Source organism: Sphingorhabdus sp. EL138 (assembly GCF_945862485.1).
Lineage (GTDB): Bacteria > Pseudomonadota > Alphaproteobacteria > Sphingomonadales > Sphingomonadaceae > Sphingorhabdus_B.
In genome coordinates this window covers 1-16,568 of record NZ_CAMAYF010000029.1, presented here as the reverse complement: position 1 = coordinate 16,568, position 16,568 = coordinate 1, and the positions used below count along the sequence as shown (strand labels likewise).

14 protein-coding genes are annotated in these 16,568 nt (G+C 53.4%); 8 read left to right on the top strand and 6 right to left on the bottom strand.

Going from position 1 to position 16,568, the window contains the following annotated elements:
* On the top strand, nucleotides 1-1,146 hold a 1,146-nt coding region (locus Q0O33_RS09635), incomplete at its 5' end, for an RNB domain-containing ribonuclease (protein WP_295498874.1).
* 31 nt (nucleotides 1,147-1,177) lie between these two features.
* Here the strand turns inward: Q0O33_RS09635 and Q0O33_RS09630 are convergent.
* Nucleotides 1,178-1,633 carry a universal stress protein gene (locus tag Q0O33_RS09630; protein WP_295498871.1) on the bottom strand — a complete coding sequence of 152 codons (456 nt, stop codon included), beginning with the start codon at nucleotides 1,631-1,633 and terminating at the stop codon, nucleotides 1,178-1,180.
* A 153-nt stretch (nucleotides 1,634-1,786) separates the two neighbouring features.
* On the opposite strand from Q0O33_RS09630, the gene Q0O33_RS09625 reads away from it, so the two are divergent.
* The 5 genes from Q0O33_RS09625 to Q0O33_RS09605 all read left to right on the top strand — a co-directional run bounded on the left by Q0O33_RS09625 (nucleotide 1,787) and on the right by Q0O33_RS09605 (nucleotide 6,951).
* A complete protein-coding gene (locus tag Q0O33_RS09625) occupies nucleotides 1,787-3,067 on the top strand; it encodes a pyruvate dehydrogenase complex dihydrolipoamide acetyltransferase (RefSeq protein ID WP_295498869.1) in 1,281 nt (426 codons plus the stop codon).
* 1 nt (nucleotide 3,068) lies between these two features.
* Entirely contained in the window at nucleotides 3,069-4,460 is a 1,392-nt protein-coding gene (lpdA, locus tag Q0O33_RS09620; RefSeq protein WP_295498866.1) for a dihydrolipoyl dehydrogenase, read from the top strand.
* Nucleotides 4,457-5,107: a phosphatase PAP2 family protein gene (locus Q0O33_RS09615; RefSeq protein WP_295498863.1), complete on the top strand. Its 651-nt coding sequence runs from the start codon at nucleotides 4,457-4,459 to the stop codon at nucleotides 5,105-5,107. The genes lpdA and Q0O33_RS09615 overlap by 4 nt, the downstream gene beginning before the upstream one ends.
* A gap of 83 nt (nucleotides 5,108-5,190) precedes the next feature.
* Complete coding sequence (locus tag Q0O33_RS09610) at nucleotides 5,191-6,495, top strand: amidohydrolase family protein (protein ID WP_295498861.1); 1,305 nt, start codon at nucleotides 5,191-5,193, stop codon at nucleotides 6,493-6,495.
* Nucleotides 6,496-6,606: 111 nt separating this feature from the next.
* The gene (locus tag Q0O33_RS09605; RefSeq protein ID WP_295498859.1) at nucleotides 6,607-6,951 is read left to right on the top strand and encodes a hypothetical protein; all 345 of its coding nucleotides are present in this window, start codon (nucleotides 6,607-6,609) and stop codon (nucleotides 6,949-6,951) included.
* A 431-nt stretch (nucleotides 6,952-7,382) separates the two neighbouring features.
* Here the strand turns inward: Q0O33_RS09605 and Q0O33_RS09600 are convergent, their stop codons facing one another.
* From Q0O33_RS09600 to Q0O33_RS09580, 5 genes are all read right to left on the bottom strand, one after another.
* Nucleotides 7,383-8,774, bottom strand: coding sequence for a PepSY domain-containing protein (locus tag Q0O33_RS09600; protein ID WP_295498857.1), 1,392 nt, complete (start codon nucleotides 8,772-8,774; stop codon nucleotides 7,383-7,385).
* 22 nt (nucleotides 8,775-8,796) lie between these two features.
* Nucleotides 8,797-11,064 (bottom strand): TonB-dependent receptor, encoded by a 2,268-nt coding sequence (locus Q0O33_RS09595; protein WP_295498855.1) that lies wholly within the window; start codon nucleotides 11,062-11,064, stop codon nucleotides 8,797-8,799.
* Between the two features lie 492 nt (nucleotides 11,065-11,556).
* Nucleotides 11,557-11,955, bottom strand: coding sequence for a hypothetical protein (locus Q0O33_RS09590; protein WP_295498852.1), 399 nt, complete (start codon nucleotides 11,953-11,955; stop codon nucleotides 11,557-11,559).
* A gap of 446 nt (nucleotides 11,956-12,401) precedes the next feature.
* Nucleotides 12,402-13,643 carry an ectonucleotide pyrophosphatase/phosphodiesterase gene (locus Q0O33_RS09585; RefSeq protein WP_295498849.1) on the bottom strand — a complete coding sequence of 414 codons (1,242 nt, stop codon included), beginning with the start codon at nucleotides 13,641-13,643 and terminating at the stop codon, nucleotides 12,402-12,404.
* 297 nt (nucleotides 13,644-13,940) lie between these two features.
* Nucleotides 13,941-14,312, bottom strand: a complete 372-nt coding sequence (locus tag Q0O33_RS09580) for a lysozyme inhibitor LprI family protein (RefSeq protein WP_295498847.1) — start codon at nucleotides 14,310-14,312, stop codon at nucleotides 13,941-13,943.
* A gap of 538 nt (nucleotides 14,313-14,850) precedes the next feature.
* Between Q0O33_RS09580 and Q0O33_RS09575 the strand changes: the two genes are divergently transcribed.
* A complete protein-coding gene (locus Q0O33_RS09575) occupies nucleotides 14,851-16,014 on the top strand; it encodes a TMEM43 family protein (protein WP_295498844.1) in 1,164 nt (387 codons plus the stop codon).
* Between the two features lie 80 nt (nucleotides 16,015-16,094).
* A partial coding sequence (locus Q0O33_RS09570; protein ID WP_295498841.1) for a hypothetical protein occupies nucleotides 16,095-16,568 on the top strand: 474 nt, incomplete at its 3' end.

The following is a 16,568-nucleotide window of genomic DNA, read 5'->3' as shown; positions in this document are numbered from 1 at the left end:
TATCCCGACGCGCAAGCTGCAATTAATGGGCAAATGGAAAACCCGTTGCTCGAAACGGCGCTTAAGCCGCTTTGGGCGTGTTGGCGGCTTCTCGCCAACGCGCGAGATAAGCGCGGGCCATTGGAGCTTAACTTACCCGAGAAGCGAATTACGCTGGACGAACAGGGCCGCGTCACCGGAGTTGCCGTGCGCGAGCAACTTGAAGCCCATCGTTTGGTGGAAGATTTCATGATCGCTGCAAATGTCGCCGCGGCCAAGGCATTGGAAGCCAAAAAATCATCCTTGATTTACCGGGCCCATGAACCGCCAAGCCGCGAACAGCTTGTTGCACTCAAGGAATATCTCAAGACCTTTGAAATCGACTTCGCGTTGGGCCAAGTGGTCAAGCCAGAGACATTCAACGCAATCCTTGAGAAAATCGTTGACGAGGAGGTCCGCCCGCAGGTCATGGAGGCGGTGCTTCGCAGCCAGACGCAGGCTTATTATGGCCCCAATAATGTAGGCCATTTTGGCCTTTCACTTGGTAGCTATGCACATTTCACGTCCCCAATCCGCCGTTATGCCGACCTTATTGTGCACCGGGCGCTGGTGAGTTCTTATGGGCTTGAGATGCCCAAACCCAAGTTGAAGGATGTTGAGCCGACGACTGGCCTCACCGAGGCCGCCATTATGAAGCTGGCGGCAACTGCCGAAGCCATTAGCCGCACCGAACGCCGCGCGATGGAGGCAGAGCGTGAGACGACCGACCGCTATATCGCAGCGTATCTCTCCGCGCAGGTCGGACAAATCATTCAGGCGCGTATCACTGGCGTGCAGAATTTCGGATTTTTCGCGACAGTTGAAGGTGTTGGCGGCGATGGCTTGGTTCCAGTCTCAACCTTGGGCAAAGACTATTTCCATTATGACCAGGCGAGCCAAACATTAGTCGGTGAAAAAACGCGGCAGGAATATCGCCCAGGAATGCGACTGGAACTGAGGCTGGCGGAGGCAAACCCGATTTCAGGGTCTCTGCGGTTCGAGTTGCCAGAAGGTGGCAGCTATTCGCCTGACCGATTCAAACATAAAGGCAAGCCTAGGTCTGGAAAATATGATGCCGGGAAGCGCGGGCGTCCAGGTAATATTCGCCATCAAGGGAAAAAGCGCTAAACTCCAACGCCGCCTTGCGCAATATTGGCAACTAACTCAAATCATCCAATTGTGCGTCGCTGAGTGATCCCGGAATCACCATGACCGGGCAGGGCAGTGTTCCGGCATTGACGCCGGTAAAGTGCGCTATCAGCGGCCCAGGCGCGCCGTGCGCCGCGGAGCCCAGCACAAGTGCAGCGATGCCCGGATGCTCCTCGAGCATGACCTTCACCACGTCGATTGCTTCGCCGGGTTTGACGGTGATGGCAGGGCGAACGCCCATTTCATCGAAAATTGAACCCGCAGCAGCAGTCACAAGCTGCTCTGCCCGATCGCGGGCATCTTCTTCCATGGTTGCCTGAACGCCGCCCCATGCGACAAAGTCAGCCTGCTCAACGAGAGCCAAGATATGCACTTCGCCTCCGGTTTTGGCAGCACGACGTGACGCAAAACGCAGAGCGAGGCGCGCTTCTTCGGTTTCGTCGATGACCACCAGATATGTCCGCATGCATGCCCCCCGACACCGGCTTTGTCGCCAGCCATTTGTGATTTAAGATAGACTGCGCGAAAATTGCATGATTGGCAACCTTATCACGCTTGACGCTTGGGAAAGCTTGGCTATTCGGGGTTATCAACGAAGTCCAAAAAAGGCTGTTATCCAATGCCCATCGAACTCAAAATGCCCGCGCTTTCCCCTACCATGGAAGAAGGCACATTGTCGCGGTGGCTTGTGAAGGAAGGCGACAGCGTTTCTTCAGGCGATTTGTTGGCAGAGATCGAGACAGATAAGGCGACTATGGAGTTCGAAGCGATTGATGACGGGATCGTGACAAAACTGCTCGTGGCCGCCGGAACCGACGGCGTAAAGGTTGGCACGGTAATCGCAATGATTCAGGGTGAGGATGAGGACGCAGCACCTGCGCCGAAATCAACCGCACCAGCAGCTGCGTTACCCGAAGCTTCAAAAACAGTGCAAGTCGTGTCAAAGTCGATTGAGACGCCGATAACAATATCAAAAACCGATGTGCAGAAACAATCCTCCGGTGACGAACGGATCATAGCCAGCCCATTGGCCAAGCGGATAGCCGTAAACAAGGGGTTGGACCTTACATCAGTAAAGGGCAGTGGGCCCAATGGCCGTATCGTTAAGGCTGACGTCGAAGCGTTTGCCGCCGGAGTATCTGGAACAAGTGCCGTACATTCCTCACCGCCGTTGCCGTTGCCAGCTCCTCATGCTGCTATAGATACAGACATCCCGCACGAGCTTATCAAACTCAGCAATATGCGTAAAACTATTGCGCGCCGCCTGACCGAGTCCAAGCAACAGGTGCCGCATATCTATCTGACCGTCGATGTGCGCCTTGACGCACTGCTTAAACTGCGCGGAGATCTCAATGCGTCATTGGAGGCGCGCGGTATCAAGCTGTCGGTAAACGATATGCTGATCAAGGCACTGGCGTTGGCGCTGGTTCAGGTGCCGAAGTGCAATGTAAGCTTTGCCGGTGACAATATGCTGCAATATACGCGCGCCGACATCAGCGTTGCTGTTTCGGTACCTACCGGCCTTATAACGCCAATCATTACGGACGCTGCGAACAAGTCGCTGTCCAAAATCTCGACCGAAGTGGGCGAACTTGCTGCCCGCGCCAAGGAAGGTAAATTGCAACTGCATGAATATCAGGGCGGCACGGCATCGATTTCCAACATGGGCATGATGGATATCAAGCAATTCGATGCAGTGATCAACCCGCCGCAAGGCATGATCCTAGCAGTCGGAGCAGGCGAAAAACGGCCTTATATTGTCGATGACGCCCTCGCTATCGCGACGGTCATGAGCGCAACCGGTTCGTTCGACCACCGCGCCATCGACGGCGCAGACGGAGCGATGTTCATGAAGGCGTTCAAGGAACTTGTAGAGAAGCCTTTGGGCCTGGTGGCGTAAAATGGCTGATTATGATCTGGTCGTCCTCGGCTCGGGCCCGGGTGGATATGTTGCCGCAATTCGTGCGGCGCAACTTGGGTTGAAAGTTGCGATTGTCGAGCGTGAAAATCTCGGCGGAATTTGCCTAAACTGGGGCTGCATTCCGACCAAGGCCCTGTTGCGCTCAGCGGAGATTTATCATTATATGCAGCATGCCGGCGATTATGGCCTGACGGCAGCCAATATCAGCGCGGATATTGACGCAGTGGTGAAGCGGTCCCGTGGCGTTGCCAAGCAACTGAACCAAGGCGTCACGCATCTGATGAAAAAGAACAAGATCACCGTCCATATGGGCGATGGAAAGTTGCTTGCGGCGAACACACTCTCGGTCACCAAGGATGGCAAGACCGAGGAACTAACCGCGAAGAATATCATCATCGCGACCGGCGCGCGCGCGCGCGATTTGCCGTTTGCGCCTGCAGACGGAAAGCGCATCTGGACCTATCGCCACGCGATGGTGCCGCCCGAGATGCCGAAAAAGCTACTTGTTATTGGTTCCGGCGCGATTGGTATAGAATTCGCAAGCTTTTACAATGATATGGGGGCAGATGTCACCGTGGTTGAAATGCTCGATCGCATCGTGCCGGTCGAGGATGCTGATGTCTCGGCCTTCCTTGAAAAGGCGCTCACAAAGCAGCGCATGACCATCATGACCGGGGCAGGGGTCGAAAGCCTAAAGGCCACCGCGGCGGGTGTTTCGGCATCGATCAAGGGCAAGGATGGCAAAGTAGTGGCATCTGAGTTCACGCATTGCATTGTCGCCATTGGCATAGTCCCCAATACCGAGAAAATCGGGTTGGAAGCGCTTGGCGTAGAGATGGATCGCGGCTTCCTAAAAACCGATGCCAACTGCCGCACCAACGTGCTCGGCCTGTGGGCGATTGGCGACATCACCGCCCCGCCTTGGTTGGCGCATAAGGCAAGCCATGAAGGCGCGATTGCCGCCGAAACTATTGCTGGCGGGCATCCGCACGCGATGGACCCGCTGAACATCCCCGGCTGCACCTATTGCCATCCGCAGGTCGCAAGCGTCGGCCTCACCGAAGCCAAAGCCAAAGAGGCTGGCTTTGACGTCAAGGTTGGCAATTTCCCGTTCATGGGAAATGGCAAGGCGATTGCTTTGGGTGAGGCGGAAGGCTTCATCAAAACCGTGTTCGATGCCAAAACTGGCGAGTTGCTTGGCGCGCATATGATCGGCGCGGAGGTGACTGAGCTTATTCAAGGCTACACCATCGGTAAAACCGCCGAACTGGTTGAAGCGGACTTCATGCACACCGTTTTCCCGCATCCGACGTTAAGCGAGATGATGCACGAAAGCGTCTTGAGCGCTTATGGCAAGATGTTGCACATGTGACTTTGTCCGCGCGACTGTTTGCATCTGCCTTGCTGCTCTTTGCGGCAGTGATTGCTTTGGGCTTTGCTGTCACGGCAGGGCGTTTTCATGATTTTGACATTGCCCTATCACATGCCCTAAAAATGCAACGCGGCGTTTCGCCTGATTGGCTCATCCTTGTCATGCAAGGCTTTAGCTGGATTGGCGGCGGTATTCAGCGCTATGTCATCGTTGGCATTCTTGCCCTTGCGCTTTGGCGCTGGTGGGGTTGGGAGGCAGCAATGGCAATGGCGGTTGCGACCTTAGCCTCCGCAATGACGTCCGACATACTAAAAAACTTTTTCGCGCGTGTTCGTCCTGATCTAATCCCGCAACTTGATCCGATCAGCAGCCCGGCTTTTCCAAGCGGCCATGCAACCAACGCAGCTGTGGTCTATCTGCTATTCATCATGCTCGTTCCGCAAGCGCACCATCCTGCTTGGCAATTGGCTGCTGCGGCTATGATTTTGCTTACGGGTCTTTCCCGTATTTTGCTAAATGTCCATTGGCCGACAGATGTCATTGGCGGATGGATGCTTGGGACGTCTTTTGCGTTAATGGCCGCAGCAGTCATTTCCTTCCGCAAGGAGCGACGGCAGAGCAAAGACCCAACTGTCCAAAAGTTTTAGAACGCGGGGCGCTAACTTTTACTGTCCTACATGCCGGTAATTTGTCATCTTACAGTCCACTGATTAAATATGGGACTTAAAACATGCGGTTAATGGCTAATTTACGACGGAATATGCGAGTCGCGGTGTTAACGGGCGCAGCACTTTTGTCTGGCGCAGCACAGGCGCAAACAGCTGTCATTACTGCCGACAAGATGATCGACGTTTTGACGGGTAAAACCGTCGACTTTCCAGCAGTTTTTGTCGGCCCAGACGGCCGCATCACCAGCATAGCTGACGCGCGCACCGTCAAATGGGGCAGCGATGTCACGCATATCAACATGTCCGGCAAAACCCTTTTGCCTGGTCTAATTGACATGCATGTCCATCTGGATGGTCCTGCTGATATCGGCGGTTATCGTGGGCTTGAATTCACCGACAGTTTCTGGGGCATGACGGCGGTGGGATCGGCGCAGGCAATGCTCAAGGCTGGTTTTACCACCGTCCGCAACGTCGGTTCAAGCAACCGCAACGATATTGGTTTGAAACAAGCCATAGAAAACGGATATGCGACGGGCCCGCGCATTGTGCCCGCTGGCTATGCTTTAGGGGCAACAGGTGGCCATTGTGACTCGACCTTCCTACCACCAAGCCTCGAAAAATCCGGCAAGGAAGAAGGTATCGCCGACAGCGAAGACGAATTGCGGTACCAGGTGCGCCGTCAGCGTAAATATGGCGCTGAGGTCATCAAGGTGTGCGCAACAGGAGGGGTATTCTCCCGCAACACCGAGCCCGGCCAACAACAGCTTTCCGAGCGCGAGCTCCGCGTAATTGCGGATGAGGCGCATCAATGGGGCTTGCGCGTAGCAGCGCACGCGCATGGCGCAGAGGGTATCAAGGCGGCGATAAAGGGCGGTATTGATACCATCGAACATGCCAGCCTTGTCGATGATGAGGGGATTAAACTTGCCGTGGCACGGCCGCGTCCGGTCTGGTTCTCCATGGATATATACAACACTGATTATACGCAGGCCGAAGGCGCCAAAAATGGCGTGCTTGAGGATAATTTGCGCAAAGACCGCGAGGTCGCGCAAATACAGCGCGACAATTTCCGTAAAGCCCACAAGGCCGGCGTCCGGATGGTCTTTGCTTCCGACGCGGGCGTGATGCCGCACGGCTTGGTTGGCGGCCAGTTCAAGACCATGGTGCAATATGGCATGACACCAATGGAAGCCATTCAAGCAGCTAGCCGCAATGCGGCGCAGGCGCTTGATCGTGAGAAAGATGTGGGCGCCATCGCAGTTGGCCGTTTTGCCGATATCATCGCCGTGGATGGAAATCCCTTGGCTGATGTGCGCGGACTGGAATCGGTCGATGCCGTGATTAAGGGCGGCAAGGTCGTGCAATAATTCGGATTGGTCTAATCGTCATAGTGCATTGATTGCACAATGACGGTTGTGTAAACTGAGTGTATCAGAGGTCGAAGAACCATCAGGTCAACAACATCAGGGATTTGAATCATGATAACCATCATCGCAACTGCACTGCTTAGCATGGCCGCTATGAAGGGCGACGCCATGGACACGGCCCGTAAATCGTTCAACAATTGTATGATCGAAGTGCACAACACCGCAGTTGACGAAAAAGCGAGCCCGAGAGCTTTCATCCAAACCTCTGACGCGGCATGCCCGATGGAGCGCGCGGCGTATAAGGAAATCCTTGTAAAGTCAGAGCGTTCTTTTGGATCAAGCCAGACCGAAGCGGAGAAGTTTGCATCGGAAGAAATCCAGATGATTGTCGACTCGATCGTCACCAGCTTTAATGAGAACATCGAAAGCGGCGCGAAATTGACGCCGGAGAAATAAGAGCGCGAGAGGCAGCGATATTTGGCGGACAGGGTGGGACCAATAGTATGTTCCAGATCAACATCTTATGCATATTATAATAACATTAAATCAATGTTTTATATATCCATTTGTAGATGGTTGTATCATGACATCTTCCAGAAGCGACTGAATAAGTGTATCCCAAGTGTATCCCGAGAAACCATTCTCGGGGAAGGGTTCGACTATGGCGCTAATGACAGACTTGGCTATTCGGAACTGGAAACCGACGAAGCCACGAGAGACAAAACCCTGCGGTGCCCTCCGATGCGGAAGACGCGACGCCAATCTGCTCAATAGCCCGACCATAGACGATGATATCGTTATCCGTTGATTTTATCAGATCCTCAGCAAAGACTGGTGCAGCGGGGAGAAGCCATAGAAGAGTTAACAATCGGGAATGGATCATAGCCCTACTGCTCAATTGAATGGTGCTTGTCGCTCGGCATACCGAGCCATCGCGCCACGTTTGCCATTCGACGAATGATTAAGAACTCGACAAGCCAGATAGCCAGCAGCGATGCGGCCAGCAGGGGCAAGAAGGCGGCGAGCACGAAGAACAGTGCTGCAACACCCTTGAGCTTGGTTGGTGACGTCGCCACAGGCGGTGCTCCAAGCTGCCCTTGGGGCTTACGCCGTCGCCACATGACGAAGCCAGTGATCGACAGCGTTACGAGCATCAACGCCGAGATCACGCCGATCAGTTGATTAATCCAGCCGAACAGCTGTCCTTCGTGCCAAGAGACGCCATAACCGACAACGCGATCGATAACATGATCATCGGCAAAGGTTTCGCGCGTTAACTCCTGACCCGTTTTTGCATCATATGTTATTGTGGTCCTGAGCGTGCGATCCTGACTATCCGATCGGATGGTCCAGCCATCTGCTCCCTTTTTGCCAAATCGCCCCGGCGCCCCAGGGGGTGTAACAAGGACAGGAAATGCTAGGTTTTCTTGCTTTGCTAACATCACCATTTGAGAGAGGCCTGCCGTCGCTTCTGTTACGATCTGGCTATCATTAACCTCAGGCATGGCAGGGCTTGTCCCCATCATGGCCGCATGGTCATGCTCTGCATGATCAGGAGAAACTGGGGTCTCTCCGCCAATAGTCCAGTCCTGTGCGCCTTTGACCCAGCCCATTTCCGCACGAACGGCTTTGAATGAACTTCCCCATACTTCTGCCCAAGGTAAGCCGGTCAGCAGCAGGACTAGAGCAAGACCTGACACCCAAAAGCCCGTTACGGCATGCATATCGCGCCATGCGGTTCGCCCTCCTTGTGAGAGCCTCGGCCACAAAACACCTGATATACCGCGGCCGCGTGGCCACCAAAGGTAAAGCCCTGTTAGAACCATCACGATCGCCCAGCTTGCAGCAAGCTCAACGAGCAAACTCCCACGTTTCCCCATGAGCAGCTGTCCGTGAATGTCTTTTACGACTTCCATAATCCGCTCATCTGGAACGAGTGACCCAACAACTCGACCTTGTGGTGAAACAAATACATCCAGCATTTGGCGCCCTGATCCGGGCAAACCCACGTGGATCATCGCGGCATCGCCGGGCGAATTGGGAACCCGGTATGAATGGAACTTGGCGCCGGGATAGGCCGAGAGTACGGCATGGTACTGCTGTTCGGGCGTCACGGCATTCTCGGTTGCCAGCCCTTGCCAAGCCCGCTCTTCCCAGCGCTCTACCTGTGGTTTGAACAGATAGGCTGCGCCGGTCAAAGCCAAGATCAAGATCATGGGTACAACGAACAAGCCGGCATAGAAATGCCAGCGCCAGATCATCCGATAGAGCGAAGCCATTCTCGTCAGCTTGTTCATGATTTTACCACTTCGCTTTCAGGTCAACAACGAACGTCCGCTGCGGCAACGGATGTGACACATAAGACTGATCGTTGAAAAGATTATCGATCCCAGCGCCGAGTTCGAGCTGTTTGCTCAGTTGCCAAGTCAGGCGGGTATCGACTGTGAAATATTCGGTCTGAAAGCCATAGGCATCGCCCCGTACAAGCCCGAACAAATCAGAATTGGGCCGTGATGCATAACGCCACCCAATTGAAGCTTTGACCGGATCAGCCACACGATACCGAATGTTCCCGTTGGACCGCCATTCCGGAATACGGGGGAACTGAACCCCTTCAGCGGCTGGATTAGCAACGTTTTTGACCGTCTTGGCATCGATCCACGCGACGTTGGCGTCGACATCAAGGCCATCGAACAGTATGTCCTTGGCCTCGACCATTAACTCAGCGCCGTATTGCCGAACCTGATCGACATTCTTGTAGCTGGTGATGACCGTGCCGAACTGATTGAGGCCACTGAAGCTAAAGATCGCATCCTCGATGTTCTGGTAAAAGATGCTGAGCGTTGTTTGCACTTTTCCGGAACGATGCCGCAGGATCAGGTTTGCGTCATCCGAGCGTTCAGCTTTCAAATTGGGGTCGAAGCTCTGCGGGTCGATGGCCTGTGAGATGTCATCAAACCGCCCCTGATATAATTCACCGACAGTTGGAAAACGCTTCGCAGTACCAACGCTAATCTGGACCGCCAGTGCATCACTCAGCTCGCCTTGCAGGCTCAGCTTCGGGCTGAAGCTGCTGTCTGTGCGCGAAGGATAGCGATCATCTTTGCGTGCACCTGTATAGATCTTCGCGATGCCGCCGTCATAAGCGCGCCATCCGTCATATCGGATACCCCCAGTTAAAACCCAACTGCTTCCAAGGTTGATGGCATCTTCAAGCCATAGTCCCCACAAGCTGGTTTTTCCATATGTCGACGTGGAATAAGTTGGTGCGGTGGCGGCTTCCCAGTTTGTCGTCGCAAAGCTATCCGTCGACGTTTCATAAAGGTTGGCATTGGCACCAAAGGCGACCTTGTGCAGGCCAAACTCACGCTCAATGGTGAGGTCTCCGGTATACCAGCCGGGAGTGTTGGCGAGGGAGCGCGTGCCTTGCCCCAGCGCGGCACCTGTTGCGTAGTCCTTTGAGGTGCGCGTATCCCATTCGGGGATCCAATATCGCGACAGGTTAAGAGACACGTCCCACCCCGCTGCAGGACCAGCTAGCTTCAGGCCTGCCAGATATTCGGTTCGGCGTGTTTTTGACATAGTAACGCCAGTCGCATTCCAGACCCTTCCGCCGAAGCTTACCTTGCCTTGGTAAACAGGCTCGCCTGTGCTGGCGTTTACCAGCCAGCTGCGGGGGTCGGTCAGGTCCTGCTTCGTCAACCAGATCATGCCAAGCGCGTCGATCTGCCAACCGCCTGCCGTGTCGTAACCTATGCGCAGCCTTGCTTGATCTTGAGTTACGTCAACTGGCGAAGCAGCGCCAAACACGGGCGTAGCGAGACGCGGGTCTACATACGCGCCAGTCACGGCGGTTCCAGTGCCGGTCGTTGTTGTGAGCAAATTGTAGGTCATCGATTGGCCCGTGTTTTCAAAATGGCGACCAGAAATCCGGACAGACCAAGGGCCATCTTTTTGTTTCCAGTTAATGCCACCTTCAAGGCTGTACCCCTTGAAGGTTTCGTCAAAGCCATATTCCTTGAACGGCATGATCATGGTTTGAGCTGTCGCATATGCGGAGGTTTCTTTAGGCTCCTGCGTTGTCACAGAGATGACCCCCCCCATGGAATTACCACCATAGCGCGCAGAATACGGACCATAGACGATATCGAACTGGCGCACCTCGGCAGGGCCGACGACATTCCATTTGGGCGGAAAGTCCCATCGATTGCCCAGGAAGTTGGAGACCACAAAACCATCGACCATTACGATAGTTCGCGCACTCTGGATGGTGTTGGCTCCGCGCAGTGCGACCACCGCATTGTCATCCCCTGCAAAACGCTTGCGGACGAAGAAATTCGGCGCGTATTTCATAAGATCTTCGACATTTAGCGCGTTAACCGCATCGAACTCTTCCTGCCCCAGCGAGACAGATAGCCCGCGCGGCACGACTGTGATCGGTGCATCATTTTGACCAACGACAAGAATAGTATCATTAGCTTTGTCGTCACCGGCCACTGTAGCAGCCTCTTCAGCAAATGCAGAAGTTGACGTCAGCGCTGCAACCAGCGCGATCATGGAAACCTTCATAGTATTATAACCTTCAATTAGAATTTAGATCCGCTGCGATTGCAGCGTGTGTTGCATTTACGGCGCGATCGCGCGCCATTCTGTGGTCCCTATTTACAAGCCGATGGGTAGGCGCTCCTGGCATGAGCATGGGCTGGGTAATTGCCGGAATGCCAGCCGCCCTTCATCGAGCTACACCAGCTGCGTTTTTGGCTGAGATACGGCATAATTTTAGCCCACCTTGACCAGAAGGAAACCGGGGTCTCCGAAAAGCAGATCGTGTGCAGCGCTCGCCGCGAAGTGGATCAGCAAGAGTATAACAACCAGTCGCCAGGCCAAGCGCCGAACGAAACGAAGTTGTTCTATTTTGGGCGATATCGCCCTCGTATGTGTAGACATGATGAAACCTGTTCACTTAAGCCTGATCGTCCGAAACGGATGACAGACGCGCGCGCAGGCACAGCCTGAGCGCAGTTAGCAGCGAACGAGGTGTAATTTGTCCGCTGCGCGAGCTTAGCTCAGCGCAGGCGGGCCTTGAGAGGGAGGCGGCGGGGCCGCAAGGCGGCTGATCGTCAGATCGGCAATGGCCGTTCCGACGAAGATAGTCAGGCCGTAAACAAAAGGCAGAATGGTCGTCAGCTCGGCGTTAGCCAGTAAGCTATGACCAAGGCCTGTTGCGAATACACACGGACTTTCAGCGGTGTGTTGTGGCTCCTCGCTTGGTAGCTCTTTCCCGATGTCGATCGTAATCGTCTCGACGCCCATGCCTGTGCAAAGCTGGACGACCAAGCCTTGCGAGCCAACCACTGGCATAAAGCCAGAGGGGATCAGTACACGCAGGGAGAGTGCAAGCAGCACAGCAATCGCAAAAAGCGACTTCCCACTCTTCGTATCTCGGACCCATGCGTTCATGGGCGAGCCCTATAGTAGAAAAATGTGAGGTTGTCATCCCGCATTGCAAACAGGTTCAGCATATCAATGCCAACGTGCAGTTTGTTCTGTTTCCAATAGCGGCGATACTGACCAGCATGGTCGTATCAGACCGCTTCGAGCTACCTTCGATCAACGGAGCGCACGTAATGTATCGCGGGGAGCGGTCGCCCGCTGAAGTGCCGCTTTGCCGGTTTATCGATCCGAAAGCTGCCTGTCCGCTCCCGGCCCAAATGTAGCCGCTCAGCTTTACGTTAGCGCACGCTAGCGACGGTGTGTTCTTCGGCATAGAACCGGTAAATTCTGCAATTTAGTAGGAGAAATAAATCTTCGTAAATCAGTGTCAAATGTTCTGACGATGGACAAGGCCGTGAAGATCTCTTCCACATTGGCAACTTGAGATTAAAGTTGTCGGCCTATGAGGAAAGCTAAGGTTTGAGCGAGGCATGAAAAGCTTCAAGAGAGCCATCATTCGGTTCTGCTGGGAGCTTCAGTAGTTTCATGATGAGCGCATAAACATCCACATTGTCAAACACTCCTATCTTCGCCCCGCTCAGAAAGCTGGGCCCAGCGGCAAGAAACAGCGCGCGCATCTCAGGTGCGTTCGGATCAAAGCCGTGGCCGCCGCCGGAGAAACCCGACTTCGGCGCGCGGTCTAAGATCTGCCACCCCGTTTCAGCCAGGCAGATGAAAGCCGGCACGCGCGGATTTTGGCCATAGTGAAACTGGCTTGGGATGTTTTCCTTGGGCCAACACTGCATATGCGGGTGAGGTTGGAAGAGTGCACTGTTAAGCGCCGCCTTCCGCCCTGCCGTGGGTTCGAGCGCAGCGTAGGCTCCGCCATAAAGCATGCGATAGCTGCCTGCAGGAGCGATCTGGTCGAGGCGGATTGTACGCTTTTCGTTGACCTCGGCCATCCCGTGGTCCGAAACCACGATCATATTAGCTTTCAGATTGAGCTTAGAAGTGGCATTCCAAAGATTGCCAATGGCGGCGTCCACTTTAGCTATAGCATCGTTCGTCTCCTTGGCCTCGGGTCCGTACACATGGCCTGCATGGTCCACATCATCGAAATAGAGCGTCACAAACTTAGGGCGTTCACCGACCGGACGCGCCAGCCAATCAATGACTGTTTGCACACGCCTTTCAGCGGCAAACGAACCATCAAAGATACGCCAATCATGCGGGCGCACCCCTTGAACGGGCGCTTCGGATCCCGGCCAGAACATGGTTGCAGTCCGTATATTATTCTTCTCGGCCGTTACCCAGATAGGTTCGGCTTCGTCCCACCAACGCCTATCCATCACGGCATCGCGATTAGACATACTAAACCTAACGCCCGGGATCGTCTGATCTTCCATCGCATTACTGACAACGCCGTTTCGATCAGGACGCTTACCTGTAACAAGGGTGTAGTGGTTTGGGAAAGTGATTGAAGGAAAACTCGGTCGCATGCCCGCTGCCAGCACACCGGTCTTGGCAATAGCATTGAGATTGGGGGCAACCCCCCGATCTAGGTAATCAGGACGAAAGCCGTCTATACTAATCAAGATGACGGTATCTGCCGTCTGCGCAGATGCCGCCCCTGCAATCGCAAAAAAGGCGAAAAAGACGAGCAATAGGCGAAGCATTGAAACAACCTCCATGAATGTTGAAAAGAGGCTGATCACATTGTTAGTATGACTGCAACTTGTTTCTAATTGGCCGAACCGCAGGAAAATTGGCGCTCAAAGGTATATAGCCAGCAGATCGACGTCTCGGTCCAGCATACACAGATCAGTGTTCTGGCAGCTCTTGCGCTAGTGGAGCAGGGGGTGATCGGTTCAATTTGAACTAGGGTCAGGGCTGATTGATGCACAAACCATCATCTAACAACCTGAAAGGATCAAACGACGGACTATCGTCTCTTGCAACACCGCAAACTCAACGCCCAATATCGACCCAAGCGGAGGAGTTTTCACGCATCGTCAGTATTCCACCATGAGTTCGGCCAGATCCCTTCGCCGCGCAGCCGTTAGGTTAGCTTTACAGGCGGCAATAAGCATGGGTTCCATAGACCCCCCACGAGCAACATACCCCTCTATAGCACATTGCGTATCGCGATAGCGCAACCAAGCGCGCTGAGAATCTAGAAGGGTGTCACTATAGCTTCGCCGCTTGTCGGTATTGGGTGTCGTATAGCGTTCTTGTTTGCGCATATACGCGAGCGTTTTTCGCCACTGTGCTGTCATTGCAGTGTCTTCTCGCTGATGATCTGCTGACGCGCAGTGGTTCATTTCCATTTGGGTAATTAGCTCAGAGCAATTCGTCGCTTGCGCCAGTAAAAACATCAAAAGCATTATGACATCTCCTTATGGGTCTCAACCACAGCATATCCACCCACTAAGTACACGGAAGAATTCTATCAAGAAGTAGTTGGGGTTGCATAGGTCAACCAGACCCATAGAATATTATGTAAGAAGAAATTGTGGGTGCCGTCAACCAGAGCAGGGCGTGCCACCCCGGTGGGTTCTCTTTGTGTAGGTCTTGGAAGGGGGAAGTTCCCTAGTCGAGCTTATAGTGGAATACTGACTACCCCCGCTGGGTGATGCGCCCACGCCTTCATGTCTGCCATAACAATCGCCGCAACCACATCTTTTAAATCAATCAGTCGGTCCTGAGCCTAGCAGGGCATATGATGCACGAGATTATTGTTGATCCCGGAAATTTACATAAGGTGTTTTACTGTATTGTTTTCGATCGGTTGGTAGTAGGAAATAGCTTTTTTGGCTGCGACTGAAAACAGTAATGAAATAGTCATTTTGGCTCGTTAACTATGAAAAAATTTCCTCTTCAGAAGGACGAGGGTTTGAATTTTAGGGCTTAAGGAGACTTAGAATGGCTATCATAGAACGGACGTCTACTTCTTGGTTTTCACGCATCGGGGGCGCACTGACGGGGGCCTTATTTGGTCTTGCGCTTTTAATCGGCGCTATTGTTTTATTGTTTTGGAACGAAGGCCGGTCGGTTGCGACCTATCAATCGCTGCAAGAGGGCCTTGCTGCTGTGGTGTCGACAGATGCCGCGAAGGTTGACCCAGCCCTCGAAGGGAAACTGATCCACATTCAAAGCAGAGTTATACCGAATGCCGATGTGGCCGATCCAGAGACCGGAATAACCGGGCCTGGAGCTGTCGGGATGGTGCGGCATGTTGAAATGTATCAATGGGTGGAAACCGAGAGCACCAAGACGGAAAAGAAGCTTGGCGGCGGTGAAGAAGAGGTCAAAACCTATAGCTATGAAAAAGAATGGAGCGACGTTGCCGTTGCGTCATCTCAATTTAAGCAACCCCAAGAAGAGGCGAACCCAGAGTTCTGGCTTCCATCCTCAACGACTTATGTTGATGCCGCAAGGCTGGGCGCATTTAACCTATCGGGTCAAAAGTTGGCGGGAGTTGCCACATCTAAACCTCACCCAATTTCTGCTGATGAAGCGAATGCTGCTTCCGAGTCATTAGGCTATCCCGGAGAAGGCCGTGCCGTGAATGGGGCGCTCTACTTCGGCGAGAACGAAAGTGCTCCAGAGATTGGAGACACCAAAATCACCTTTGAAGAGATGATACTTCCCGAGGCGAGTGTCGTGGGCATGCAAAACGGTACGAGCATTTCAGAGTACACCACTAAAAATCAGAACAGCTTATTTCTTTTAGACGCGGGCCTTAAGTCCGCCAAAGTAATGTTTGCCAGAGGGGAAGATGACAATGCGACCCTGACCTGGGTAATCAGGGCAGGCGGGATTGTGGCCCTGTTTGTTGGATTCATTTTGATTTTTAGGATCCTCAGCGTTTTGGGGGATGTCATCCCCTTCGTCGGTTCCTTAGTCGGCTTCGCCACTGGACTAGTTTCCTTTGTCCTAGCGTTAGTCGTCGGCGGGATTGTTATTGCTATCGGTTGGTTTTTTGTCCGGCCGATGCTCTCGGCCGGCCTGCTCATAGGTGCTGGAGCAATCGTGTTTGCGTATTTCAAATATGGGCGCAAAAAAACGGACCCGCTGACCGTTTAAAAACCATTTAAATACCGTTGCTTGTGACGGAAGCCAATTTTCAATACTGCATTTTTGCATAATCTAGGGGGATAATTAATATGAATCTGAAAAAAAATCTAAGGGTCGCATCGTCGATAGTGGCGCTTTGCTTTGCTGCCGCAGCAGTTGCTAAAGTTGGCCAGGAAGTCAACTTTACGATAAACAATAACGGCGACAAGGAAATTGTAGAAATTCGCTTTAGCGGTTCGTCGGATCCGAGTTGGGGTGAGAACACGCTTGAGGGCACGATTGCCCCCAATGACGACATAGACTTCACTGAACCAAATTTGGAAGAATGCGAATATGACATCCAGTTCGTTTACAGTGATGGCGACACGGAGGAGATTTGGAACCAAGACCTCTGTAAACTCGACGAAGTGACAGTTACAGATGATAATGCCGATCAACCGGATCCCATTGATGAGGGTGACGAAGACGAAGACGAAGACGAAGGCGACGACGAAGGCGACGACGAAGACGAAGACGAAGACGAAGACGAAGACGAAGACGAAGGCGACGACGAAGACGAAGAT